Below are 24,671 nucleotides of genomic sequence, written 5' to 3'. Positions count from 1 at the left end.
AGCGGGAGCAAGCTCCCTCGCCACGGGTTATTGATTTGCCTAAGATCGGCGCAGAGCAATCACAAGGATGACCACCGTAATGCAATCGCCATTCGATCCATTGGTTCATATCGATTGGAAAACACCGGGCAGCGACGTGCTCGGGCTGTTGCAGCATTACTATCCCGACATCGGTGTGTTTGCCGGGCCGGGGTTCGAGGCGTTGTTGGATGAGCTGTCCAACGAGATGCCCGAGGTCTGCTTCGAGGCGCTGGCGCCGGTGTTGGCGGCCCAGGGGTTTGACTTGTGGAACCTGGACGCCGGTGGCGATGATTATCGGCCGGTGGTTTTCCCCTCGGATCAGCGCGAGGCGTTTGCCAGGCATTGGCAAAGCTCGCAGGGGGAGCCGAGGTTCACGGCGACGTTGATCGAGCCGCCTGCGGTGAAAGTGCGCAAACCGGCCAAACCCAAGCGCGGCAAGGTGAAGTGGCTGCAGGAGGTCCATGACTACCCCGGCGACACTTATGTGCACGAAGACAACTACCGCAACGGTTGGGCCGCCATCACCGAGCAGGACGAAGACCAGTGGTTGTGCTTCCTGATCGATTACAACCAGTGGCCGCCCACGGAGCAGGACATGCTCGAACACCGGACCGATGGTGTAGACGGCGCGGACTTGCAGCTCATCGATGCCGATGCCCAGCGCAGCCTGTGGAAACGTCGGGTTGTGCGCGGCGATTACAGCAGGGACGACCGCTACCAATACGAAATTCGGCAAGGCAATGAGATCGCGGCGTTCGGCCCTGCCGGGGTGCAATGGCCGGAATTTGAACAGCCCTGCGTGGTGGCGGATTCGGAGATATTCGAACGCCAGCGCCTCTACGAACCCGAGCATCTGACGCGGATCTGGCGGATCACGGCGGACCGCAGCGAGGTGATTTTCGAATACGCCGATGAACTGACGATCCTGCCCATCGGCCCTCGCCGCTTGCTGTTCATGCAGCACAACGGCCCGAAGTGCTGGGTCTGGCATCAAGACCCGCCGCACCAGGCCATCGTCGCCAAACGGATGCCCGTTGAAGCCTACAAGTTGCGGGCATCAACCGCTTACCTGGGGGGCGACGAGATCCTGTTGTTCAGCGAAGGCGCGCGGCAGAACCCTGAGCATGCGGGTTATCAGGACACCGTGCTGCTGGCGTGGCGCTTCAACTTCATGACCGGTACCAAGACCAAGGCGATGCTGGACGGTTTCGGCAGTGAACTGCGCCAGGACACGCGCCTGCTCGTCACCCAGCCCAAGCAAGTCATCACGTTGCGCACGTTTCATGGGCAACTGCATGTTTCGCGAGGGCATGGCGATTGGTGGGTGTGGACTTACCGCGCCAACACCTTTGGCACGCAGACGCTGGCGTGGTTTTGGAATCAGGAAAGTAACGAGGTGGTGAAGCTCTCGACGAAGGATATTACGCGGGTCAAGCCGCAGGTCCGTTATGTGCCGGGGCAGGATCGGTACCTGGCGTTCGAGACGGCGTTTGTGGCGCGGTTGCCGGCGTTTGGCGAGATGGTTGAGGCCAAGGGGAGTGAGGTTTTGGTTTTTGAGTGAGACGGTTACGCAGGAGCTTTTGTGGCGAGGGAGCTTGCTCCCGCTCGGCTGCGCAGCAGCCGCAAAACCTGCCGACACCGTTTCTCCTGGTGCACCGCGGTGAATGGGTTTGGGGCCGCTTCGCAACCCAGCGGGAGCAAGCTCCCTCGCCACGGGTTTGCTTAGATGCTTAGCACGCCACGAAACCCACGCGCCGCGTAATACGACTGCACGCCATTGTGGTAGATGAACACCCGACCATATCGGTAGTCGCCAAAAATCGCCCCATCGAGCGAGCGAAGCGCTGGAGGGGTTGCCAGCCAGCTGGATGTCTTGGCATCAAACTCGCCGAGTTCCTGCAGGGCCCGATACTGGTCTTCCGTCAGCAGCGCGACGCCCATCTCTTCGGCCATTTCGATGGCGCTGCCTTTGGGCTTGTTCTCCTTGCGCGCATCCAGGGCGGCTCGGTCATAGCAGAGGCTTCGGCGACCGGTTGGGCTTTCTTTGGCGCAATCGCAGAACGTGACAGTGCCGGTCTTTGGGTCGAGGCCGATCACGTCTGGCTCACCGCCGGTGGCTTCCATGGCTTGGAGGGACTTCAGGGCGTTGGGGTTGGCTTCGAGCCGGGCCTGGACGTCGGCCCAGGGAATGTCTGGGTGACGGTTCAGGTTTTTTTCGAAGCGGGTTTTCAGGGTTTGGATGAGGCTTTCTTGTTCTTGTTTTTTCATGGCGTGGGAGTCCGTGGGTGATCGATTGCCGATTCCGCGTTTGGTTCAGGACTACCTAGGATAGACGGGCGGCAGATTTTCCACCGACTTGGCCGCTTTTTTTTTGGGAGAGGCCGGCTTAGCTGTTTGTCAGGCACTGAACTGCTTGATCCAGTCAAGGCCTGCCACGGTAGAGCCAGTGGGGCGGTATTCACAGCCGATCCAGCCTTGGTAGCCACGTCGCTCCAAGTCTGCGAACAAGGCCGCAAAATCCATGCTCCCCGTCCCCGGTTCATGACGCCCCGGGCAGTCGGCAATTTGCACATGGACGGTTCGGTCATAGAAGCGAGCCAGGACATCCGCCGCGTCCCCGGTCAGCCGTTGGGCGTGGTAAAGATCGAGAATCAGCCCGACACTCGGGAACGTCTCCAGCACCTGCTGCGCCTTGCTGAAGTCGGACATGTAGTAGTCCGGCATTTCCTGCACGCAGATGACTTCGATCAACGGCCGCAAACCCTGGTCTTCGAGAAATTTGACGGCGTACTCCAGATTGCGCCCATAGATAAGCGCGGCGTCTTCCTGAGTCGTAACGCCCGACATGATGTGGACATCGGAACACGCCAGCGCCTTTGCATAGCGAGCCGCCTGGAGCAAGCCGCTGCGAAACTCCTCGTCCTTGCCGTGCAAGGCTGCGATGCCTTTGGTCACGCCAGCCGGTGCAGCGAACTGGATCAACGGCAGGTTGTGTTGAGTCAGATGATCGGCCAGAAGACTGGCGTCGAACTCATAGGGCGACGGGAATTCCACCGCGCGAAAGCCCGCAGCAGCGGCGGTTTCGATGCGTTGTAGAAAAGGCACTTCATTGAATTGAAAACCGAGATGAGCGTTGAACTTGGGCATTGGGTAAATCATCCATCCTGGGAAGAAACGAAATCATCCGTTTAGAGCAACTTGCGCAGCGCCAGCACGGCACTGTCGGGTGTGGTCAATACCGGTAGTCCGGAGCGAGCCTGGGCCTGTTCGGCAGCACTGGTCATCGAAAACTGGGCGAAACAGATCAGGTCGCAACCCTCGACCCGGGCGGCCATTTCTACAATGGCGGCATCGTGGGCTTGCGGGTTGCCGTCTTTCAACGCCTGCAATGCGCCCGGAACGAAATAAGGCACCACTTCCACCGCGCGGCCACTGCGCTCTGCCGCTTGTCTGAACTCGGGCATCATCGAGGTAATGGTGGGTTCGAACGTTGCCAGTACAGCAATGCGCGATGCCTGGCTCAGCGCCTGGTCGATCATGGCTTCGTTCGGCTTGAGCACGGGAATGGTCACCTCGGGTTTAACCAGGTCGATGGCATCGCCAAACGCCGAGCAGGTAAACAGAATCGCATCCGCTGCGCTTTGTACGGCGTAGTGGGACAGCGTCAGGAAGCGCGCCTTCATGCTCGTGGTCAACTCGCCCTCTTCCACCCGGTCCTGGGGCAGCGAGTCCTCGAGCAGATTGATGATCCGTGCCTGCGGCCAATGCCGGGCAAAAGCCGCCGTGATGGGCTCGATCGCCAATGGGGTTGCATGGATCATAAAAATTCGTGGAGCCTTCATGCTTATGCCATTCTCCAGATCATGTTTTTTGCACGGTATCAGAAGCCCGGATAGCGTGCGGAATTCCTGTGGCAATAAACAATGCGGCACTGAGCACATGAGGCCCGTATGAAGAACTTCACGATTCAACGTATTGACCACATCGTCCTGCGCGTAAAAGACCTCGAGCGCAGCCTCGCTTTTTATACCTCGGTGCTTGGCTGTGAGCTCAGGAAGCGCCGGGACGATCTGGGCATGCTTCATCTGGGCACCGGTGTGTCGATGATAGACCTGGTGGCCGTCGATGGGCCGCTCGGTCGCCAGGGCGGGCCGGCGGCGGGTAAGCAGGGGCACAATGTCGATCACCTGTGCCTGCGTATCGAACCGTTTGATGAACCGGCCCTCCTCGCTCATCTGGCCTCGGCCGGCCTGACCGTTGAGAAAGCGCAGATGCGTTATGGCGCGGAGGGCAAGGGTTGGTCGATCTACTGCTTTGATCCGGATGGCAACCAGATCGAGTTGAAGGGACCGGCGCTGGAGCCCTGAGCTTCAACTGGGTGCTGCGATCAAAAACTGTGGGAGCAAAGCTTGCTCGCGATAGCGGTCTGTCTGGGGCGGTGATGTTGGATGTGCCGCCGCCTTCGCGAGCAGGCTCGCTCCCACAGGGGTTGTGGTGGGGGTTATTGCGTCGTCAATTCCACCGCACCCTGGACCCGCTGCTGCATGTTGATCAAATGCAACCGCATCGACGCCCGCGCGGCTTCCCCGTCATGCCGCGCCAACGCCGCGTAGATCTGCTCCCGCTCACGCACCACCAACGCCCGATTTTCACCGGTCACCGCCGGTCCAGCCTGTTGCACGACAGCGATCAACGTATTGCCCACATGGGCCATGGCGTCGATGAAAAAGCTGTTGCCGGTGCACTGGGCGATTTGCCGGTGAAATTCGAAATCGAGCCGGGCGCTTTCGTCATCCGTTGGGTCAACGGCATTCGATGCGTCGAGCACTTCTCGCATCGCCTGCAACTGCTCCGGCGTGGCGCGTTGGGCGGCGATGCCAGCGGCTTCCACTTCCAGGCTCAGGCGCAATTCGATGACGGCCAGCGCATCGTAGGCGCCGCCCTTGACGTGTTTGCTGCCCTGGAAATCACCGGGGCGGGCGGTGTCCACCACGAAGGTGCCGATGCCATGACGGGTTTCCACCAAGCCTTCGGCCTGGAGTCGCGACATGGCTTCGCGGACGACTGTCCGGCTTACGCCGCGTTCCTTGATGATCACTTGTTCGGTGGGTAACTTGCTGCCTGCGGGCAACTCGCCGGCCAGTATCTGCTGCGTCAGGTCGACCACCAGTTGCTGGGTCATGCTCAGGCGTCGATCGGGTGTGACACGGTCCATTGCACCTTTCCATTAAAGCCAGACGATCGCGGCATTATAGCCGCGACCTTGCGCTAAAACTCACTATAATGCCCGCTGATCACACTAGAGCACGCCGATGACGGATCAAGCGTTATCTCCATTGAACAAGCCACGCCGCCTCGCCGAAACCCTGGTCGACCGCTTTGCCCAGCGCATGCGCGACGGCATTCTCAAATGCGGCGAAAAGCTCCCCACCGAAGTGCATATCATGGAGGCCGAAGGCGTCAGTCGTTCGGTGGTGCGTGAAGCGCTGTCGCGGTTGCAGGCGGCGGGGCTGGTGGAAACGCGCCATGGCGTGGGTACTTTTGTCCTCGACATGCCGGCACCGGAGGGCTTCACCTTGGGGCCGGCGACCATTGCGACGTTGTCGGATGTGCTCAACCTGTTGGAGTTTCGCCTGAGCCTGGAAGTCCAGGCCGCGGGCATGGCGGCCCAACGCGCAACCCCCGAAGCCCTGGCGGAACTGGCCCAGGCGCTGGAGGCGTTGCTGCAAGGGCCGGAAAAGTCCGGCACCACCATCAATGCCGATTTCCAGTTCCATCTGAAAATCGCCAAGGCCGCCGGCAATTACTACCTGATCGACATCATGAAACACCTGGGCACGAAGCTGATCCCGCGTACCCGCATGAACTCCGCCTATTCCGGGCAAAGTGACCGCAGTGCTTATCTTCAGGGGATCAATGCCGAACACCAGCAGATCTTCGACGCCATCGCCAGCGGCAATGTCGACGCGGCGCGGGCGGCCATGTACCTGCACCTAAGCAACAGCCGCATGCGCTTGTGCGAAACCCAGCAGCGCCAGGCCTTTTACAACGAATAAGCGTCCATAGGCCCTGTGGCGAGGGAGCTTGCTCCCGCTTGGGCGCGAAGCGCCCACAAAGAAGGACTGCTGCGCAGCCCAGCGGGAGCAAGCTCCCTCGCCACAGGTTCATCTATTCCTTGAATCAGCAGTGCTGTCTGTAGGCCCGCTCCACAACTCAGAAAAAGTTGTATTGAATACCCACCCGCAGACGCAGTTGGCGATCATTGTCGACGGAGTTGACTTTGATATCACCCACTTCAAAGAACGGCACCCAGCGTTTGTCCCACTTGTACTTGACCACGGCATTCTGCTCATAGTCGTCGGTGCCGCCGTTATAACGGATGTAGTTGGCATCGAAGTACGTCAGTTGATATTCATACGCCCACGGCCCTTGGTTGGCGTAGTTGATGTACACGTCGTAGCGATGGATCTTCTGATCGTCCTGACCGTTGTCCGGTACGTCACGGTCGATCTTGTCGCGGTCGAGTTTGGAGGAATCGTAACGGTAGCGTCCGGCGATGCTCAGCTCCTTGGTGATCTTGTAGCCCAGGCGCATGCCCATCTTGTAGGTGGTGGATTCCTCATCGCTTTCCATGGCGAACGAGGGCGTCAGCGTCCAGCGATCATTGATCTTGTGCTGGTAGTTGACGGTGAATTCATGGCCACTGCCAACGGTGTTGTCGAAGGCGACGTCTTCGCGATCACCGGCGGTCTTGTATTTGAGTTCACCTTCCAATCCCACGCCGTTGTCCAGCCGCATACCGAATTTGGCGCGGTCGGCGTGCATGCGGGTTTGTTCCGCATACTGGTGGCGTACGTTGATATAACCGGTGTCGGCCACGGCAACAATGGAAGTGAACAAGGAAGCGAGGGACAGCGCGACGAGTGTCTTTTTCATGTTTTTTATTCTTGTTAGTTGAATGATTTAGTTGGGTTGAACGCCAAATCACAGGCGAGCGCGTGCGCGGCATTGAAACCTGCGGTTCAACGTCTTCTTCGGGTTAAAACACGTGCTACGAAACAGTTACCTCAGACAGCGATAGGTATTCGCTGTATGTCGCGGCTGGCTTGCACCAGCAAACGGGTGTACGCATGGGTGGCGCCATCGCTCGCCAGCAGATGACTGTCGAGCGTCTCCACCACCCGGCCCTGCTGCATCACCGCCAGTCGATCGCACAGATGCGCCACCACCGCCAGGTCGTGGGTGACCATCAGGTAGGTCAATCCTTCCTGGCGGCGCAAGTCGGCCAGCAGGTTGAGGATTTCCGCCTGCACCGAGACGTCCAGCGCCGAAGTCGGCTCGTCCAGCAACAGCACCCGGGGACGCAGGATCAGCGCCCGGGCAATCGCCACCCGTTGGCGCTGGCCACCGGACAACTGATGCGGATAACGGAAGCGAAAGCTGTCGTTCAAGCCGACCTTGCGCAAGATCTCGCTGACCTTCTGGGCGCGCCCGTCGATGCCATGGATACGCAGCGGTTCCTGCAACGCGGCATCGATGGTGTAGCGCGGATGCAACGAGGCATACGGGTCCTGGAACACCATCTGCACGGTGCGGTAGTGGTTCAGCGGCAGCTTGCGCGTCACCGCCTGACCCGCGACGTGCAGCCGTCCCGTCCAGTGCTGGTACTGCCCGGCCAGGCAGCGCAGCACGGTGGTCTTGCCCGAACCGGACTCCCCCACCAGGCCGAATGCCTCGCCTTCGGCCACGCTCAAATCGACGTCGTGCAATACGGCGTTCAGTGCCGCGCCGGTGCCAAAACTGAGGTTCAGGCCGGCGATTTCAATCATGCTCATGACAGGCTCCTCAAGCATTCAACCAATGGGGGTCACGCTGCAGCACCGGCAGCGTGGCGCGCCGATGGTCCAGGCTCGGCAGTGCGGCCAGCAGGCCTTGGGTGTAGGGATGGGTGGCGTGATCCAGGTCGGCGGCGGCAATCGACTCGACCACGCGCCCGGCGTACATCACCAGCACGCGGTCACAGAAGTGGCGCACCAGGTTCAGGTCGTGGCTGATGAAAATCAGCCCCAGGTCACGCTCGCTGACCAACTCCTCCAGCACGTTGAGCACTTGTCGGCGCACCGACACATCCAGCGCCGACGTGGGTTCGTCGGCGATGATCACCTGGGGATCGGTGATCACCATCATGGCGATCATGATCCGCTGGCCCATGCCGCCCGAAACCTCGTGGGGGTACAGGTCATAGACCCGCCGGGGATCGCGAATGTGCACCTTGGCGAGCATGTCCAGCGCCCGCTCGCGGGCTTCGCGATGGGGCACCTTGTGATGGGCCAGGTACGCCTCGGCGATTTGCTCGCCGACCCGCACCACCGGGTTCAGCGAGTATTTGGGGTCTTGCATGATCATCGACATGCGTGCGCCGCGAATCGCCTGGATCTGCTTTTCGCTGGCGGCCAACAGGTCGATATCGGCGAAGCGCAAGGTCTTGGCGGTGACCCGCGCCGTCGGCGGATGCAGGCGTAGAAGGCTGCGGCCAACGGTGGATTTGCCCGAACCGGACTCGCCGACAATGGCGAGCTTTTCACGCCCCAGGGTGAACGACACATCACGCACCGCCAGGGAGGTTTTGCCTGCGTTGCGAAACTCAACGCACAAATCCTGTACCGCAAGTTTTATCTCAGTCATGGCCGGTTCCTCAGGATTGGCTGCGGGGGTCGAGGACGTCGCGCAAGCCGTCGCCCAACAGGTTGAAGGCCAGGCTGACCAGCATGATCGCCGCACCCGGCGCTGCCACCAGCCACCAGCTTTCGAGCATGTAGCGGCGCCCGGTGGAGATCATCGCGCCCCACTCCGGCAACGGTGCCTGGGCGCCGAGGCCGAGAAAGCCCAGGGCGGCGGCGGTGAGGATGATGCTCGCCATGTTCATAGTCAGGCGGATGATCACCGACGACAGGCACATCGGGATGATGTGGCGCAGGATGATCCGGGTGCTCGACGCGCCCTGGAGCTGCACCGCGACGACGAAGTCGGCGTTGCGCAGCGGCAGGGTTTCGGCGCGGGCGAGCCGGGCAATCGGCGGCCAGGCCGTGAGTGCGATGGCAATCACCGCATGCTCCAGGCCCGGGCCGAGGGCCGCGATGAAAGCCAGCGCCAGGACCAGGCTGGGGAACGAGATGAAGATGTCGGTGATGCGCATGAACAGGCTGTCGACCCAACCGCCGAAGTAACCGGAAACCGTGCCGACCAACAGGCCGATGGGGCCGACGATCACCGTCACCAGCAAGACGATGTACAGGGTGATGCGCGAGCCATACACCAACCGCGCGAACACATCGCGACCGTATTCGTCAGTGCCGAACCAGTGCGCGCTGCTGGGTGCCTGCAAGGCGCCGGCGAGGTTCTGCAACAGCGGGTCGTGGCCGGCGATCCAGGGGGCGAAGATGGCGACCAGCATCAGGGTCGCGACGACGATCAGGCCGGCGAAGGTCATCGGGTTGCGCAGCAAAAAACGCAACAGGCGCAAGGTGCTGGCGACCATCGCCGCCGTGCTGGAAGCCGGCAACGTAGCGCTGCCAGGGGCGCTGGAAGCAAGGGGCAGGTTCATTAGCGAGTCCTCGGGTCGAAGATCTTGTACAGCGCATCGCTGATCAGGTTCAGCGTCACGAAGATGAGGCCGATCAACAGCACGCAGGCCATCACCGCGTTCATGTCGCCGAGCAACAAACTGCTCGTCAGGTACTGGCCGAAGCCCGGCCAGGCGAACACGGTTTCGATCAAAACCGCACCTTCCAACAGGCCGCCATAGGCCAGGGCGACGATGGTCAACAGCTGCACGCGGATGTTGCCGAAGGCATGGCCCCAGACGATGCGGCGCTGGGACAAGCCCTTGACCCGAGCAGTGATGATGTATTCCTGGGACAGTTGCTCGAGCATGAAGCTGCGAGTCATGCGGCTGATGTAGGCGACCGAGTTGAAGCTGAGAATCACCGCCGGCAACAGGATGTGCCGCAGCGCACTGCGAAAGGCTTCCCACTCGCCGGACCAGGCGGTGTCGATCAGCAACAGCCCGGTGTGTTTCGGAATCAACCCGTCATAGGCCAGGCCGATGCGCCCGACGCCGCCGGCCCAACCCAGCCAGGCGTAGAACACCAGGAAGGCCATCATGCCGATCCAGAAAATCGGCGTGGAGTAACCGAACAGGGTGATCAGCCGCGCGACATGGTCGCCGGCACGGCCCTGATGGGTCGCTGCGTAGACACCCAGCGGCAAACCCGCCAACACGCCGAACAGGATGGCGAGCGTGGCCAGTTCCAACGTAGCCGGGAAGACCCGGGCGATGTCAGTGATGACCGGATTGCCGGTCAGCAAGGCCATGCCGAAGTCACCGTGCAGCAGGTCGCCGAGGTAGATCGCGAACTGGGTCCACAACGGCTTGTCCAGGCCCAGCTCCTTGTACACCTGGGCGTAGGCCGAGGCGTCGGCGTCCGGGCCGACGATGGCCAGCACCGGGTCCAGGGGCATCACCCGCCCAATAAAGAAAGTCAGCAGCAGCAACCCCAGCAGCGTCACCGCCACCGAGCCGCCGCGCCGGGTCGCCGAAGCGGCCCGGGTGGTCCAGATTGAAAAGGATGCAGTCGACATGTTCATTCCTGCCTTGGCCCTGTGGCCGTCGATTTCAGCGCTGCTTGTAGACGTCGCGAAGACGCGTGGTCGCGGCGGTGTGGCCGATGTAGTTGCGCACATCCGCGTGGATCACCACTTCGTCCACCATCTGCGAGACCGGCATGATCGCCCCGGCCTGTTGGTCGTAGAGGGTCTGGATCCGCCCATAGATTTCCCGCTGACGCTCGGGGTCACGCTCGCGCTCGGCCTGCTCGATCAGTTGATTGAGCTGCGGGTCGAAAAACGAGGTGCGCCAGCCCTGGAAGTTGCTCAGCTTGGCTTCGGTGCGGTTGTCCGGGTTGTACACCAGGGCCCGCAGGCTCGAATGGGGATGCCGCTCCGCCCCACCACCGCCACGACCAACGAGGATGTCGAACTGACGGTCGCGCATCGCCCCATAGATCTGGTTGCCGGTGCCGGTGATGATCGTCGCCTGGATCCCCGCCTGGGCCAGCGTCGCTTGCAGGCTGGTGGCGATGTTGATGAACGGCGGATCGGTCAGTGAACGAATCGTCACCTTGAAGCCTTCGGCATGCCCGGCCGCCGCCAGCAGGCGCTTGGCCTCGGCCACGTCCAGGCGATAACCCGGATCGTCCAGGCGCGCCGCTAGCCCCAACTGCAGGGGCCGTTGGTTGATCACGCCGTAGTGCGGCATGACCACGTCGTTGATGCCCTGGTAGTCGATCAGCAGGCGGACGGCCTGGCGCACGCGGATGTCCTGGAACAGCGGTTGCTGCATGCTCATCGCCACGTAGTACAGCGTGCCGCGGGCGATGCTCTGGATGCGCACTTCGTCGACCTTGCCCAAGGCCTTGATGTCAGTGGCCGCCATGCCGCGGGCGACGTCCAGGTCACCGCGCTCGACCATCAGGCGCAGGGCCTGGGACTCGGTCATGTTGCGCATGATCACCCGGCGCAACTTCGGCGCGCCGCGCCAATAGTCGTCATTGCGGCTCATCAGGATCACATCGTTGGCCCGCCAGATGTCGAGCTTGAACGCGCCGGACCCAGCCGTGTGCGTCGCCAGCCACGCCGCGCCCTGGTCGTCGCCGACCTGATGCTGCAAAGCGATGCTGCGATCGATGATGAAGGCGCTGGGTGAGGTCGCCAGGGTGTTGAGCACCAGCATCGGGTCGGTGACCCGTGGCAACTCCATCACAAAGGTGTGCGGCCCTTCGGCGCGCATCAGTTTGACCACGTTGTCGGCGGTGAAACCGTAGGCCTTCCAGGTGGAGGCCAGGGCGCGGTTGAGGGTGACGACGCGCTGCAACGACCAGGCGACGTCTTGGGCGGTCAGGGGCGCACCCGAGTGAAACCGAACGTCGTCGCGCAATTGGAAGGTCAGGCGCGTGCGGTCGGGGCTGATGTCCCAGGTTTTCGCCAGGGCTGGAATCAGCGTGTCCGGCTGCGCCGCGTCCTGTTCCAGGAGCATGTCATAGACGTTGGCGTTGACCTCCGCGACCTCCAGGCCCGTCGCCGCGGCAGGGTCCAGGGACAACAGGTTGATCATGCTCATGCCCACCACCAATTGGTCGGGGGGCGTTTCGCCTTGGGCCAGGCTGACGGGCACCTGCACTGCGCACAGGGCCACGGTGACACACAGCAGCCTGGTCAGGCGCTTGGGCCAGAGATTCATGGTTCAGTCCTTTCTTATATTTATAAAGACTTGTCGCCCGGGCCGTCATCGGCCTCAGGCGTGGAACAGGCTCAATGTCGGGACACGGTGTTGGCCTCGATATACGCGAAGTTGATGTCCTCGCCCAAGCCCGGCCGGTCGGATAGATGCACAAAACCGTCGGCGTCCATGGGGTCGACGATGCTGTTGAGATGCGCCGGGACCTCTTCATAGTCGAGGAACGGGTGCAGCAGGCCGCGTTCGTACCAGCGGCAATTGCTGATCGCCCCGACCACCGCCAGGTTCGCCGCGCCATTGCCATGGACCTCGCAATCCATGCCGAACGACTCGGCCAGGTGCGCCACCTTCAGGCACGGCCCGATACCGCCGACCCCGGCCACGCCGGCGCGCAGGATGTCACAGGACTTCTGGGTCACCCAACTGGCGCGGCTGTGGAACTTGCCGGCGATGCTCTCCGGGCCCAGCACCGGGATGTCCAGGTTGGCGGCCAGCCAGGCATAGGACTCCGCCGAGTCTTCCATCATGGGTTCTTCGAACCAGGCGAAATTCAGCTTCTGCAGTGCCTTGCCGATGGTCAAGGCGTCCATGCGGCTGTACCAGTGGTAACCGTCGAGCATCAACGCGATGTCCGGGCCTACTGCCTCACGTACCGCGGCGCAGGCCTGGATGTCCATTTGCGGATTCGGCGCGAAGGAGATCGGTGGCATCCAAGTGTGCAACTTGATGGCCTTGTAGCCGCGCTGGACCAGCTTCTCGGCGAACTGGCCATACTCGTCCGGCGTCGACAAACCACCCGGCAAGTCATCGCCGCACATCGTCGAACCGTACGCCGGGACCTTGTCGCGATAACCGCCAATCAATTTATGCACCGGCAACTTGAGCTTGCGCCCGGCCAGGTCCCACAACGCTTGTTCCACCAGCGCCAGCGCCCGGTCGGTGAACTGCCCGGCACTGCCCCGCTGCCAGTGCGCCAGGTCTTGCCAGATGCTTTCACGGTCCATCGGATCGCGGCCGATCAGCACTTTGCGCACGAAGGATTCGATGATGTGCGGACGAATCAACTCAGGCGGGCCAAAGGCATAACCCTCGGAGCCATCGTCGCAGCCGATTCGCAGCAAGGCCATCTTGATCATGACCTCATCACCCGGATGGGCGTGACCGGCACTGTCCTGGGCACGGCGCGACGGTGTGGAGAAGACTTCGACGTGAACGCCTGTGATTCGCATAGAGGGAGCACCCTGTTGTTATTGTTTATTTGTATGTCGTCATACAACACCACGGATTATTCTGACGTTTCGTGTGAGCTGTCAACCCACAGAATCAATAAAAATAGGGAGAACAGAGGGATGGCTAGCGAAAGGAGGTTATTTTTCTTGAGCGCTATCTAAAATGTCGTCATACCACGAGACGAAAAAGATACGACTCGCCGCAGGCAGGCCACGATGGCGGGAGGATAAAAACTGTGGGAGCAAAGCTTGCTCGCGATGGCGGTCTGTCTGAGACAGTGATGTTGGATAGGCCGCCGCTATCGCGAGCAGGCTCGCTCCCACAGGGTGGGCGGTGGTGGGCGCAGAATCCATGAACACCCGGGATCAAAAACTGTGGGAGCGAGCCTGCTCGCGATGGCGATCTGTCTGAGTCGGTGATGTTAGCTGTGCCGAGGTCTTCGCGAGCAAGCCCGCTCCCACAGGGTGGGCGGTGGTGGTCGCAGAATTCGTGACCAGCCGGGATCAAAATTGTGGGAGCGAGCCTGCTCGCGAAGGCGGTCTGTCTGAGTCGGTGATGTTGGCTGTGCCGATGTCTTCGCGAGCAGGCTCGCTCCCACAGGGTGGTCGGTGGTGGTCGCAGAGAGAACTTGCTCCGGACGTTCCAGGCCAAATGTTCTCCTGAACACATAGCCTGGCAGCCCCCTCGCCCCATGGATGCATTGAGCACTGGCGCCAGGTTGAAAGCCAGTAGCCATCACCGCTCCTTTATGGTTTCCTGCCCCAGGCACGATTGCTGACTGAAACCAGTCGAAATGACTGTTTGTGACGTTTCAGCCCGACGCAAGGAAGGCTCTAGCGCAACCTGTCGAGACTTACAGCCAAAGGACGGTTTTTCCCGTTAACCGCCCCCGACAAGTTGTTTTTCTGCCTAGACTCATCATTGTTCCGCCGTGCCGTGTTTTGAATGAGCCCGCACGAAAATACTAAAAACAAGAGGAAAGCCCGTAATGTTCAAACCTATCTGGAAAGCGCTCGCTTGCACGTTGGCCCTGAGTGCGATGAGCACGGCCATGGCGGCAGATCCGGTGGTGATCAAGTTCTCCCATGTGGTCGCCGAACAAACACCAAAAGGCCAAGGCGCACTGCTGTTCAAGAAGTTGGTGGAAGAACGGCTGCCAGGCAAAGTAAAGGTCGAGGTCTACCCCAACTCTTCACTGTTCGGCGACGGCAAGGAAATGGAGGCCTTGCTGTTGGGTGACGTGCAGATGATTGCGCCGTCACTGGCCAAGTTCGAGCAATACACCAAGACGGTGCAGTTGTTCGACTTGCCGTTTCTGTTCGATGACATTTCCGCCGTGGACCGCTTCCAGTTGAGCCCTGAAGGCCAGAAGCTGCTCAAGTCCATGGAAAGCAAGAACATTACCGGCCTGGCCTATTGGCACAACGGTATGAAGCAGTTGTCGGCAAACAAACCGTTGCGTGAACCCAAGGATGCCCGTGGCTTGAAGTTCCGCGTACAGGCATCGGCCGTGCTGGAAGAGCAATTCAAGGCGGTGAACGCCAACCCGCGCAAGATGAGTTTCGCCGAGGTGTACCAAGGCTTGCAGACCGGTGTGGTCAACGGTGCGGAAAACCCGTACTCGAACATCTACAGCCAGAAAATGCATGAAGTGCAAAAGTACATCACCGAGTCCAACCACGGTTTGCTCGACTACATGCTGATCACCAATACCAAGTTCTGGAGCGGCCTGCCGCCGGACATCCGCACTGAACTGGACAAGATCCTGGTAGAAGTCACCGCCCATGTGAACAAAGAGGCGGCGCAGCTGAACGAGCACGACAAACAACGCATCCTCGACGCCAAGACCACCGAGATCATCACCCTGACGCCAGAAGAACGCGGCGAATGGCGCGACAAGATGAAACCGGTGTGGAAGAAGTTCGAAGGCGATATCGGCGCTGACCTGATCAAAGCCGCCGAAGCCTCCAACAAAGCCCAGTGATTGGTTGGCCGGTGCCGCCGCCGTGGCGGTGCCGGTCTGTCGTCCCCCCACAGGAGATGTCATCCATGAACGCCCTTCGGCGCACCTGGGAACACTTCGAGGAAGGTTTCATTGCTTTCCTTCTGGCCGCCATGACGCTCGTCACGTTCGTCTACGTGGTCCTCAACAACCTTTATTCAGTTTTCTACAGCCTCGGCGACCACTGGCCTGCTGCCAGCGAACCGATGTTCGCCATCGGCGACAACATCATGGGCATGGCCCAGGCGATGACATGGAGCACATCGCTGACCAAGGCGCTGTTTGGCTGGCTGATTTTCTTCGGCCTGTCGTATGGCGTGCGCACCGCCGGGCATATCGGCGTCGATGCGCTGGTGAAGCTGGCGAGCAAACCGGTGCAGCGTTTCATTGGCGTCATCGCCTGCCTGTGCTGCCTCGCCTACGCCGGCCTGCTGGCGGTGGCGAGTTACGAATGGATCAACACCTTGATGATTGCCGAGATCGGTGCCGAGGACCTTGGCCATTTCGGCATCATGCAATGGCATATCGGGCTGATCGTGCCGGTGGGATTCGCGCTGGTGTTCATTCGTTTCGCGGAAATTCTCGTGCGCATCCTGATGAATCGCCAGACCGGCCTGGGCCTGGCCGATGAAGCGGCCGAAGCCATCAAATTGACCGAGCACGAGGAAGACAAGCCATGACCATTGCCTTCCTGTTCATTGCACTGTTCGTGCTGATGTTTATCGGCGTGCCCATTGCCATTTCGTTGGGACTGGCGGGATCGCTGACCATCATTTTCTTCAGCCCCGACTCGGTGCGTTCCCTGGCGATCAAGCTGTTCGAAACGTCCGAGCACTACACGTTGCTGGCGATTCCGTTCTTCCTGCTGGCCGGTGCGTTCATGACCACGGGCGGCGTGGCGCGACGGTTGATCGACTTTGCCAACGCCTGCGTCGGGCATATCCGCGGGGGCCTGGCGATTGCGGCAGTGCTGGCTTGCATGCTGTTTGCGGCGTTGTCGGGTTCAAGCCCCGCGACGGTGGCAGCGGTGGGTTCCATCGCCATTGCCGGGATGGTGCGCTCGGGTTATCCACAGGCGTTTGGCGCCGGCATCGTGTGTAATGCCGGGACCCTGGGCATCCTGATCCCGCCGTCGATCGTGATGGTGGTGTATGCCGCGGCGACGGAAACCTCGGTGGGCAAGTTGTTCATGGCCGGCGTCATCCCGGGCTTGCTGTTGGGTTTTTTCCTGATGGTGGCGATCTACATCGTCGCGGTGAAGAAAAACCTGCCCGCGATGCCACGGGCGACGCTGAAGGAATGGTTGAGCACGGCACGCCAGGCCATCTGGGGCCTGTTGCTGATGGTCATCATCCTCGGCGGGATTTATTCCGGGATGTTCACCCCCACCGAAGCCGCGGCAGTGGCGGCAGTGTATTCGGCGTTCATCGCGCTGTTCGTCTACAAGGACCTCACGTTCCGCGAAACGCCGAAGGTGCTGCTGGAATCGGCCAAGCTGAGCATCATGCTGATGTTCATCATCGCCAACGCCATGCTGTTCGCCCACGTGCTGACCACCGAACAACTGCCGCAGCAAATCACCGCCTGGGTGATCGAAGCCGGGTTGACGCCGGTGACCTTCCTGTTGGTGGTGAACATCGTGCTGCTGATTGCCGGCGCGTTCATGGAGCCTTCGGCGATTATCCTGATCCTGGCGCCGATCCTGTTCCCCATCGCCATGAAGCTGGGCATCGACCCGATTCACCTGGGCATCATCATGGTGGTGAACCTGGAGATCGGCCTGATCACGCCGCCGGTGGGGCTGAACCTGTTCGTCACCTCGGCGGTGACCGGCATGTCCCTGCCTGCCACGATCCGTGCGGCGATGCCGTGGTTGATGATTCTGTTGGCGTTCCTGGTGCTGATTACCTATGTGCCGTGGATTTCCCTGGCGCTGCCAAATTGGTTGGGGATGAGTTAAACCCGGCAAACACTCTGTGGCGGGCAAAGGATGATTTGCCTTGCCATGGAGGTATCGGGCCGATCTGTCGGCCCGATACCTCCAGACCAAAAAAAGGACCTCTTGAATGCTCAAACCTCTATGGAAAACCCTCGCCTGCGCCCTGGCTTTCGGCGCGTGGGGAACGGTCATGGCGACCGAGCCGATCGTCATCAAATTCTCCCACGTGGTCGGCGACCAAACGCCCAAGGGCCAAGGGGCGTTGATGTTCAAGAAGCTGGCGGAGGAGCGATTGCCGGGCAAGGTGAAGGTCGAGGTGTACCCCAACTCCACGCTGTACGGCGATGACAAGGAGATGGAAGCCTTGCTCCTGGGGGAAGTGCAGATCATTGCGCGGTCGCTGGCCAAGTTTGATCAATACACGCGGACCGTGCAGTTGTTCGACTTGCCGTTTCTATTCGATGACATCGCCGCCGTGGACCGTTTCCAGCAGAGCCCCGAGGGCCAGAAGCTACTCAAGTCCATGGAAAGCAAGAACGTCACCGGCCTGGCCTATTGGCACAACGGCATGAAGCACCTGTCGGCCAACAAGCCATTACGCACCCCGGAGGATGCCCGTGGCCTGACCTTCCGGATACAGGCTTCCGCCGTGCTGGACGAACAATTCAAGGCGGTGGGCGCCAAAGCGCAGCCGATGATTTTCTCGGTGGTGTACCAGGGGCTGCGCACCGGTTTGGTCCATGGCACGGAAAACACCTATTCGAACTTCTACAACCAGAAACTCAATGAAGTGCAGAAATACGTCACCGAGTCCAACCACGGCATCCTCGACTACATGTTGATCACCACGTCGGACTTCTGGAACGGCCTGGCGCCGGACATCCGCAGCGAACTGGAGAAGATCGTCGTCGAATCCACAGCCTATGCCAACCAGGAAGCGGAACGATTCAACCAGCAGGACAAACAAAAAGTCCTGGATGCCAAGACCACCGAGATCATTGCCCTCACGCCCCAGGAACGCAGCGCCTGGCGCGACAAGATGAAACCGGTGTGGGCGAAGTTTGAAAAGGACATCGGGGCGGATTTGATCAAGGCGGCGCAAGCTTCCAACGTCGCGCAGTAATTGCATGAAGGGCCGGGAACGCTCACGGCTCAACACTCTCTGTGGCGAGGGAGCTTGCTCCCGCTGGGGCGCGAAGCACCCCCAAAACCTGACACCACGGTGTGTCAGGTTTTGGGGGTGCTTCGCGCCCCAGCGGGAGCAAGCTCCCTCGCCACAAGAGCGCAATTCCCTCACTTCAATCCAACCCTCCCCAGTTGCAAAGCACATTGCGCTATGATCCCCGCCTCTCCCTGAACAGAGGCTTTTTTCGCTAATGCTGTCGTCCACCCCAGACATCACCTCTACCCTCCCACCCGTCCTGGTCGGCCCGCTGTTACGGCGGCTGGAACCTGCGCGCCTGGTGATGTGGCTGGTGGGCACGCGAGCGTTGGCCTTGACGCTGCGCATTGACGGGGTCGGCGACCTGACGCTGGATGCGTCGCGTTGCACCGTGGTGCCGGTGGGGCAACACGCTTTTGTGCACCTGATCGACGTGACGCTCGACACGCCCCTGCCCCAGGACGTAGCGATTGACTACGACCTGCTGGTAGAAGGCTCGCCTATCGCCGAATGGGCGCCGCACCTGTTGTATGACGGGGCACAGTGCCCGAACTTCATGTTGCATTCGCGCATCGAGCAATTGGTCCACGGTTCCTGCCGCAAACCCCACTACCCGGCCAACGACGGCCTGCTGTGTGTTGACCGATTGTTGGCGCAAGACCCGGCGCAACGCCCGGCGCTGTTGATGATGAGCGGCGACCAGGTGTATGCCGACGACGTCGCCGGGCCCATGCTGCGGGCGATTCACGGGCTGATCGAACGCCTGGGGCTGTTCGAGGAGCGCCTGGACGGCGCCGTGGTGGAAGACAGCGCCAAGCTCTATCAACACCCGGCCAGCTATTACCATCGGGCCGATTTGCTACCGGCCCTGGAAAGCAACGAAACCCTGCGCGAGCGCTTTTTTGGCGGGGCGCGCAAGCCGATCTTCACCAGCAGCAGCGCCGATAATCACCTGGTAACCTTCGCCGAGGTCATGGCGATGTACCTGCTGGCGTGGTCGCCGGTGCCCTGGACGCTGATCACGGTTCAACCGCCCGAACTGACCGTCGAACGGCGCCAGCGCTACGACCTGGAACAGCAGCGCATCGATGCGTTCAAGACCGGGCTGGGTGGCGTGGCACGGGTGTTTGCGCACTTGTCGTGCCTGATGATTTTCGATGACCACGACATCACCGATGACTGGAACCTGTCCGCGCAGTGGGAAGAAACGGCCTACGGCCATCCGTTCTCCAAACGCATCATCGGCAACGCCTTGATCGCCTACATGCTCTGCCAGGGCTGGGGCAATAACCCGGATGCCTTTGCTGATGTGCTAGCGCAAACCCTGGCCCTGAGCGACACCGCCCGGGACCGCTACCTCGACAGCGCGCCACAGGATCAACTGATCGACACCCTGCTGGGTTTCCAGCGCTGGCATTACGTGCTGCCAAGCACCCCGGCTCTGGTGGTGCTCGACACCCGTACCCGCCGCTGGCGCAGCGAGAACAACCTCAAGCAACCTTCCGGCCTGCTGGATTGGGAAGCCCTGAGCGAGTTGCAACAGGATCTGCTGGATCACCCCTCGGCAATCATCGTCTCGCCGGCACCGATCTTCGGCGTGAAGCTGATCGAGACCGTGCAGCGGGTGTTCAGTTGGTGCGGTTATCCGTTGTTGGTGGATGCGGAAAACTGGATGGCCCATCGCGGCGCCGCCCAGGTGATCCTGAATATTTTCCGACACTCGCGTACACCCGGTAACTACGTGGTGCTGTCGGGGGATGTGCATTATTCCTTCGTCTACGAGGTGCTGATCCCACACCGCAAGGGCGGCCCGCGCATTTGGCAGATCACCAGCAGCGGCATCAAGAATGAATTCCCACCGGTGCTGCTGGAATGGTTCGACCGCCTGAACCGCTGGCTCTACTCGCCGCGCTCGCCCCTGAACTGGTTCACCAAGCGCCGCAGCATGCGCATCGTCCCCCACACCCCGGAACACGCTGAAGCGGGCGAACGGTTGTGGAACAGCGCAGGCATCGGCCAGGTGTTCTTCAACGAACAAGGCCAGCCCGCGCAGATCTACCAGCACAACGCCAACGGCCTGCCACCGACGCGTATGTGCCCTCCAAAATCTCCATCAGCCTGAAAATACCGGACATTAGATGTGGGAGCGGGCTTGCTCGCGAAGGCGGTGGTACAAACTGTATCTATGCAAGCTGACACTCCGCTTTCGCGAGCAAGCCCGCTCCCACAGTTGTGTTGGTCTGACTATAAATTTGCGTCCACCCCAATCCCTGTACCAGATCAGAACGGTAGTTGCAGGCTCTCCTGACCTTCGAGGCTGAGCAGGAACTGTTTGGCTGCCAGGCCGCCAGCGAAGCCGGTGAGGCTGCCGGAACTGCCGATGACGCGGTGGCACGGGGCGATGATCGAGATAGGGTTGCGGCCATTGGCGGCGCCGACCGCCCGGACCGCTGTGGGTTGGCCGATCTGGAGGGCGACGTCTCGGTAGCTGCGGGTTTCACCGAAGGGGATGGTCAACAGGGCCTGCCAGACCCGGACCTGAAAGTCAGTGCCGGCAAAATCCAGTTCCAGCTCGAAACGACGGCGCTGGCCGGCGAAGTATTCCAGCAGCTGACGTTCGGTTTCCTTGAGGACCGGATGCCGGGTGTCCTCTTCCAAAGGCCCCAGGCGCACCCGATTGAGCCGCTCGTTTTCCCACAGGATGGCCGCCAGCCTTGTCTCCCGGGCGACGAGGATCAGTTGGCCGACGGGGGATGGGATGGTTTTGTAGAGGGGCAACATCCAGGGATTCCTTGTCAAAGCCTTTGTGGCGAGGGAGCTTGCTCCCGCTGGGTTGCGAAGCGACCCTTCACGTGGCACCGCGGTGTGTCAGGTTATCAGTTGGGGCTGCTTCGCAGCCCAGCGGGAGCAAGCTCCCTCGCCACGGGATCTCACCGGCCGCAAAATCTTGCTCAACCCAACAACCCCAATGCTTTCGCCCGCGCCACCGCCTGGGTGCGGCGCTCGACGCCGAGTTTGCTGTTGATGTGGCTGGCGTGGGTCTTGACGGTGTGCAGGGAGATAAACAATTGCTCGCTGATCTCCTGGTTCGAACAGCCTTGGGCAATCAACTGCAACACCGCCCGTTCGCGACTGCTCAGGGTTTCGACAGGTGACGCAGGGTCGACCGGTTGGGCCACCGAGGGCAGGCGTTCGAGCAGATGTTCGCGCAAAATGCTGGGCGGCGCCTTCAGCAGTTGTTCGCGCAGCCATTCACAGTGCTTGCCCAGCAACCACTCGAACGGCTGCAACACCCCACCGCTGGCGGCTTCGAAAGCCTGGGCCAGGGTGCGGCGGGCTTCGGGTTCGCGGCCGAGACTCAACAGCAAGGCGACTTTCTGGTTGAGCGCCATCACGCTGAGCATCTGCCGGCCGGTTTGCTGGCCGTGCTCCAACAAGGCATTGAGCCGGCCTTCGGCGAGCATCGGTTGACCCCGGATGGATTCCAGCACCGCCTGTTGCAGTTCGACATGCAGCGGCAGTTGCGGGTGGAATTCCGGAGGCGCGGCGGCCCGCTCACCCGTGTAGGTCTGGCCCAGGCGGGCCAGCCAGGCTTCGGCCAGGTCGGTACGGCCTTGGGCCAGCCAGAGTTCGCATTTGACCAGGGTAATCATCGCCAGGTAGTAGATCGGCGGAACATCCCAGATGTGCATCAGGCGTTCGGCTTCAGCCAGTTCGGCAAAAGCCCGGGCGAACTCGCCGCTGTAGCCTTCGATCCGCGCGACCACGCAGTGACCGATCAGCACGCTGATGTCGCGGCAGGCGCGGGCTTCGGTAAGGCCCGCCTGCAACCGCGCCAGGCCGGCCTGGGGCTGCATGCGCAAGGTCAGCAGGAAACCTTCGTACATGATCAGTCGTGCCCGCACCGCATAAAGCCGCTGGGGCGATAATTTGTGCAAGCGTTGCAGGCCATGGTGCACTTCATCCAGTGCCCGCAGGATCTCTCCCCGCGCCTGCAGGACCCGAGCCCGATCGTAATGGGCCAAGGCCTCGAACAATGGATTGCCGACCCGCTGCGCCAGCTCCAGGGAATCGCGGTTCAGGTTACGCGCGCGCCACAGGTCGCCGTCGGCAATGGCCAGGTTCGACAACGTAGACAGGCACATCAGCCGCTGGCCGTAGCGTTTTTGCGGCAGGCTCTCCAGGGCTTCGCTGCAATAACGCACGGTGGCCTCGCGATCGCCACGCCCCCGGGCGACGATGCCGCTCAGGGCCAGCCATTGGGCGAGCATGGATTTTTGCGCGGTAGCCGAAGGGGCGGGCAGGAAACGACTCAAGTGCGCGGCCAGCTCTTCGGCGGCATCCAGCTGGCAGGCCAACCCCAGCGCCCAACTGTAGAGCACGATCAGCCGCGGCGTGCTGATGAGCAGGCTGTCGGGCAGGTCCATTTTCCAGCGCAGCAACATGCCGACGTTCTGCTCGGCCAGCAGTTGTTCCTCCGAGAGGTTCTGCACCAGGTTCGCCGCCACATCCAGGTGGCCGGCCCGTAGCGCCTGCTCCACGGCTTCATCGATCAGGCCCTGGGCGTTGAACCAGCGGCAGGCCCGCAGGTGCAGGGTCGCGGCCGGGACCATGGCCGGCGCGCTGGGACGACTGCGCAGCAGATCGGAAAACAGATGGTGGTAACGGTACCAATGGCCGTGCTCGTCCAAAGGCACCAGGAATACTTGGTGGGACGCCAGGTAACGCAGGATCTCGGCGCTGTCATGGGCTTCGCGCACGGCGTCGCACAGCGCGCTGCAAAAGCGTTCCTGAGGGGCCGTGTCATAGAGGAACGCCTGCACCTCGGCGGGCAGGCAATCGATGACTTCTTCGAGCAGGTAATCGCGAATCAACCCTTCGCCGCCATTCAAGGCCTGGGGCAGCAGGCCTTCGGTGCCGGCTTCAGACGCCGCCAGCAACCAGAACCGCAGCCCCGCCACCCAACCTTCGCTGCGCTGGATGAGGCTTTCCAGCGCCTCACCACGCAACGAGCTGCTGTGATGCTGGAGCAGGGTCAAGGCTTCGTCATGGGTCAGGCGCAGGTCTTGTTCATTGAGTTCGAGCAATTGCCGCGACAGGCGCAGGCGCGCCAGGTGCCAGTCCGGACGCTGGCGGCTGGTGACAAGGACCAGCAGACCGTCGGGCAGGTGATTGAGGAAAAATTGCAGGCAGCGATCCAGCACCGGGCTTTGGGCCAGGTGGTAATCGTCCAGGACCAGCAACAGGGGATTGCGCGGCGACAAGTGCGTGGACAGTTCGTCCAGCAAGCCATCGAGCCATTCTTCGAAGGCAAAGGGCTGGTGGCGCTGGCGCATTTTCAGCAACCCCAGCGCACGGCCACCCAGTTGCGGGAAAAAGGCCTGGAGCCCTTCGAGCAAACGTTCCAGGAAACGCCCGGGATCGTTGTCCCGGGCGCTGAGCCCCAGCCAGAGGCTTTGCCAATAGGCCGGCAGGCTCTGGCAGAACTCCACCGCCAGGGAGCTTTTACCAAACCCCGCCGGCGCACTGACCAACAACAATCTGCCCCCGAGCCCAGCGGCCAAACGCTCGCACAACCGCGGCCGCACGACATGGCCGTCGGGCAAGGGCGGGCGGTAGAAACGCCCGTCCTGTACCGCGATGGCTGCGCGGGCAGAATCCGGAAGTGAAGACAAATCAGTCATGGCCGGCTCTTGTTGGAATGCGGGTGGCGGCGTTGCAGATGTCCGCAGACTAGCGGTAAACGAAGAGGTATTGAAGGGAGTGCTACAAATGGCTACAAAAAGACTACACGTTGATGGCCGTGAAAAATCCAGGCAGCCGCCGCTCTTGTGGCGAGGGAGCTTGCTCCCGCTGGGGTGCGCAGCAGCCCCAAGGCCGCCCCGCTTGATCTGACACCCCGAGTACTCTGCTTTGGGACTGCTTCGCAGTCCAGCGGGAGCAAGCTCCCTCGCCACAGGGTTTTGTGTGGGTCAAAAAAAACGCCCCGAACCAGTCGGGGCGTTGTTTCGAGGATGCGGCC

At 61.3% G+C, this 24,671-nt stretch carries 21 protein-coding genes; 8 read left to right on the top strand and 13 right to left on the bottom strand.

Features of this window, described 5'->3' with window-relative positions; translation table 11 throughout:
- Window positions 1-79 precede the first annotated feature (79 nt).
- Window positions 80-1,582 carry a hypothetical protein gene (locus tag HU767_RS26360; RefSeq protein ID WP_186730877.1) on the top strand — a complete coding sequence of 501 codons (1,503 nt, stop codon included), beginning with the start codon at window positions 80-82 and terminating at the stop codon, window positions 1,580-1,582.
- A 161-nt stretch (window positions 1,583-1,743) separates the two neighbouring features.
- Here the strand turns inward: HU767_RS26360 and HU767_RS26355 are convergent, their stop codons facing one another.
- The 3 genes from HU767_RS26355 to HU767_RS26345 form a co-directional block, all read right to left on the bottom strand.
- A complete protein-coding gene (locus HU767_RS26355; protein WP_186730876.1) occupies window positions 1,744-2,289 on the bottom strand; it encodes a DUF4256 domain-containing protein in 546 nt (181 codons plus the stop codon).
- A 129-nt stretch (window positions 2,290-2,418) separates the two neighbouring features.
- Entirely contained in the window at window positions 2,419-3,168 is a 750-nt protein-coding gene (locus HU767_RS26350) for a TIM barrel protein (protein ID WP_186730875.1), read from the bottom strand.
- A 41-nt stretch (window positions 3,169-3,209) separates the two neighbouring features.
- Entirely contained in the window at window positions 3,210-3,863 is a 654-nt protein-coding gene (locus tag HU767_RS26345) for an arylsulfatase (protein WP_186730874.1), read from the bottom strand.
- 108 nt (window positions 3,864-3,971) lie between these two features.
- On the opposite strand from HU767_RS26345, the gene HU767_RS26340 reads away from it, so the two are divergent.
- A complete protein-coding gene (locus tag HU767_RS26340; protein ID WP_186708960.1) occupies window positions 3,972-4,388 on the top strand; it encodes a VOC family protein in 417 nt (138 codons plus the stop codon).
- A gap of 134 nt (window positions 4,389-4,522) precedes the next feature.
- Here HU767_RS26340 and HU767_RS26335 read toward each other — a convergent pair whose 3' ends face one another.
- Window positions 4,523-5,236 carry a FadR/GntR family transcriptional regulator gene (locus tag HU767_RS26335; RefSeq protein ID WP_186730873.1) on the bottom strand — a complete coding sequence of 238 codons (714 nt, stop codon included), beginning with the start codon at window positions 5,234-5,236 and terminating at the stop codon, window positions 4,523-4,525.
- Between the two features lie 97 nt (window positions 5,237-5,333).
- Here HU767_RS26335 and HU767_RS26330 point away from each other — a divergent pair, with 97 nt between their 5' ends.
- Complete coding sequence (locus HU767_RS26330; RefSeq protein ID WP_186708942.1) at window positions 5,334-6,077, top strand: FadR/GntR family transcriptional regulator; 744 nt, start codon at window positions 5,334-5,336, stop codon at window positions 6,075-6,077.
- 157 nt (window positions 6,078-6,234) lie between these two features.
- Here the strand turns inward: HU767_RS26330 and HU767_RS26325 are convergent, their stop codons facing one another.
- From HU767_RS26325 to HU767_RS26295, 7 genes are all read right to left on the bottom strand, one after another.
- Window positions 6,235-6,957, bottom strand: coding sequence for an oligogalacturonate-specific porin KdgM family protein (locus tag HU767_RS26325; RefSeq protein ID WP_186730872.1), 723 nt, complete (start codon window positions 6,955-6,957; stop codon window positions 6,235-6,237).
- A 131-nt stretch (window positions 6,958-7,088) separates the two neighbouring features.
- On the bottom strand, window positions 7,089-7,856 hold the full coding sequence (locus tag HU767_RS26320) for an ABC transporter ATP-binding protein (RefSeq protein ID WP_186730871.1): 768 nt from the start codon (window positions 7,854-7,856) through the stop codon (window positions 7,089-7,091).
- Window positions 7,857-7,866: 10 nt separating this feature from the next.
- Window positions 7,867-8,706, bottom strand: coding sequence for an ABC transporter ATP-binding protein (locus HU767_RS26315; protein WP_186730870.1), 840 nt, complete (start codon window positions 8,704-8,706; stop codon window positions 7,867-7,869).
- Window positions 8,707-8,716: 10 nt separating this feature from the next.
- A complete protein-coding gene (locus tag HU767_RS26310; RefSeq protein WP_186730869.1) occupies window positions 8,717-9,625 on the bottom strand; it encodes an ABC transporter permease in 909 nt (302 codons plus the stop codon).
- The gene (locus HU767_RS26305) at window positions 9,625-10,662 is read right to left on the bottom strand and encodes an ABC transporter permease (protein WP_018614070.1); all 1,038 of its coding nucleotides are present in this window, start codon (window positions 10,660-10,662) and stop codon (window positions 9,625-9,627) included. The genes HU767_RS26310 and HU767_RS26305 overlap by 1 nt, the downstream gene beginning before the upstream one ends.
- A gap of 34 nt (window positions 10,663-10,696) precedes the next feature.
- Window positions 10,697-12,319, bottom strand: coding sequence for an ABC transporter substrate-binding protein (locus HU767_RS26300; protein ID WP_186730868.1), 1,623 nt, complete (start codon window positions 12,317-12,319; stop codon window positions 10,697-10,699).
- 71 nt (window positions 12,320-12,390) lie between these two features.
- Window positions 12,391-13,545 carry a mandelate racemase family protein gene (locus HU767_RS26295; RefSeq protein ID WP_186708935.1) on the bottom strand — a complete coding sequence of 385 codons (1,155 nt, stop codon included), beginning with the start codon at window positions 13,543-13,545 and terminating at the stop codon, window positions 12,391-12,393.
- A 1,040-nt stretch (window positions 13,546-14,585) separates the two neighbouring features.
- On the opposite strand from HU767_RS26295, the gene dctP reads away from it, so the two are divergent.
- The 5 genes from dctP (at window position 14,586) to HU767_RS26270 (ending at window position 20,771) form a co-directional block, all read left to right on the top strand.
- Window positions 14,586-15,530 (top strand): C4-dicarboxylate TRAP substrate-binding protein DctP, encoded by a 945-nt coding sequence (dctP, locus tag HU767_RS26290; RefSeq protein WP_238349525.1) that lies wholly within the window; start codon window positions 14,586-14,588, stop codon window positions 15,528-15,530.
- Between the two features lie 65 nt (window positions 15,531-15,595).
- Window positions 15,596-16,228: a TRAP transporter small permease gene (locus tag HU767_RS26285; protein ID WP_186708931.1), complete on the top strand. Its 633-nt coding sequence runs from the start codon at window positions 15,596-15,598 to the stop codon at window positions 16,226-16,228.
- Window positions 16,225-17,508, top strand: a complete 1,284-nt coding sequence (dctM, locus tag HU767_RS26280; protein WP_186708919.1) for a C4-dicarboxylate TRAP transporter large permease protein DctM — start codon at window positions 16,225-16,227, stop codon at window positions 17,506-17,508. Before HU767_RS26285 ends, dctM begins: the two co-directional genes overlap by 4 nt.
- 106 nt (window positions 17,509-17,614) lie before the next feature.
- Entirely contained in the window at window positions 17,615-18,610 is a 996-nt protein-coding gene (locus HU767_RS26275) for a TRAP transporter substrate-binding protein (protein ID WP_186708916.1), read from the top strand.
- Window positions 18,611-18,863: 253 nt separating this feature from the next.
- On the top strand, window positions 18,864-20,771 hold the full coding sequence (locus HU767_RS26270) for an alkaline phosphatase D family protein (protein WP_186730867.1): 1,908 nt from the start codon (window positions 18,864-18,866) through the stop codon (window positions 20,769-20,771).
- A gap of 158 nt (window positions 20,772-20,929) precedes the next feature.
- Here the strand turns inward: HU767_RS26270 and HU767_RS26265 are convergent, their stop codons facing one another.
- Both HU767_RS26265 and HU767_RS26260 read right to left on the bottom strand, forming a co-directional pair.
- On the bottom strand, window positions 20,930-21,430 hold the full coding sequence (locus tag HU767_RS26265; protein ID WP_186730866.1) for a methylated-DNA--[protein]-cysteine S-methyltransferase: 501 nt from the start codon (window positions 21,428-21,430) through the stop codon (window positions 20,930-20,932).
- 170 nt (window positions 21,431-21,600) lie between these two features.
- On the bottom strand, window positions 21,601-24,333 hold the full coding sequence (locus HU767_RS26260) for a LuxR C-terminal-related transcriptional regulator (RefSeq protein WP_186730865.1): 2,733 nt from the start codon (window positions 24,331-24,333) through the stop codon (window positions 21,601-21,603).
- Window positions 24,334-24,671 lie beyond the last annotated feature (338 nt).

It is taken from the genome of Pseudomonas sp. SWRI179 (genome assembly GCF_014268705.1).
In the GTDB taxonomy this organism is placed as follows: Bacteria; Pseudomonadota; Gammaproteobacteria; order Pseudomonadales; family Pseudomonadaceae; genus Aquipseudomonas; species Aquipseudomonas zanjanensis.
Note: the sequence above shows the minus strand (reverse complement) of the source record. Positions and strands in the feature narration are given on the sequence as shown.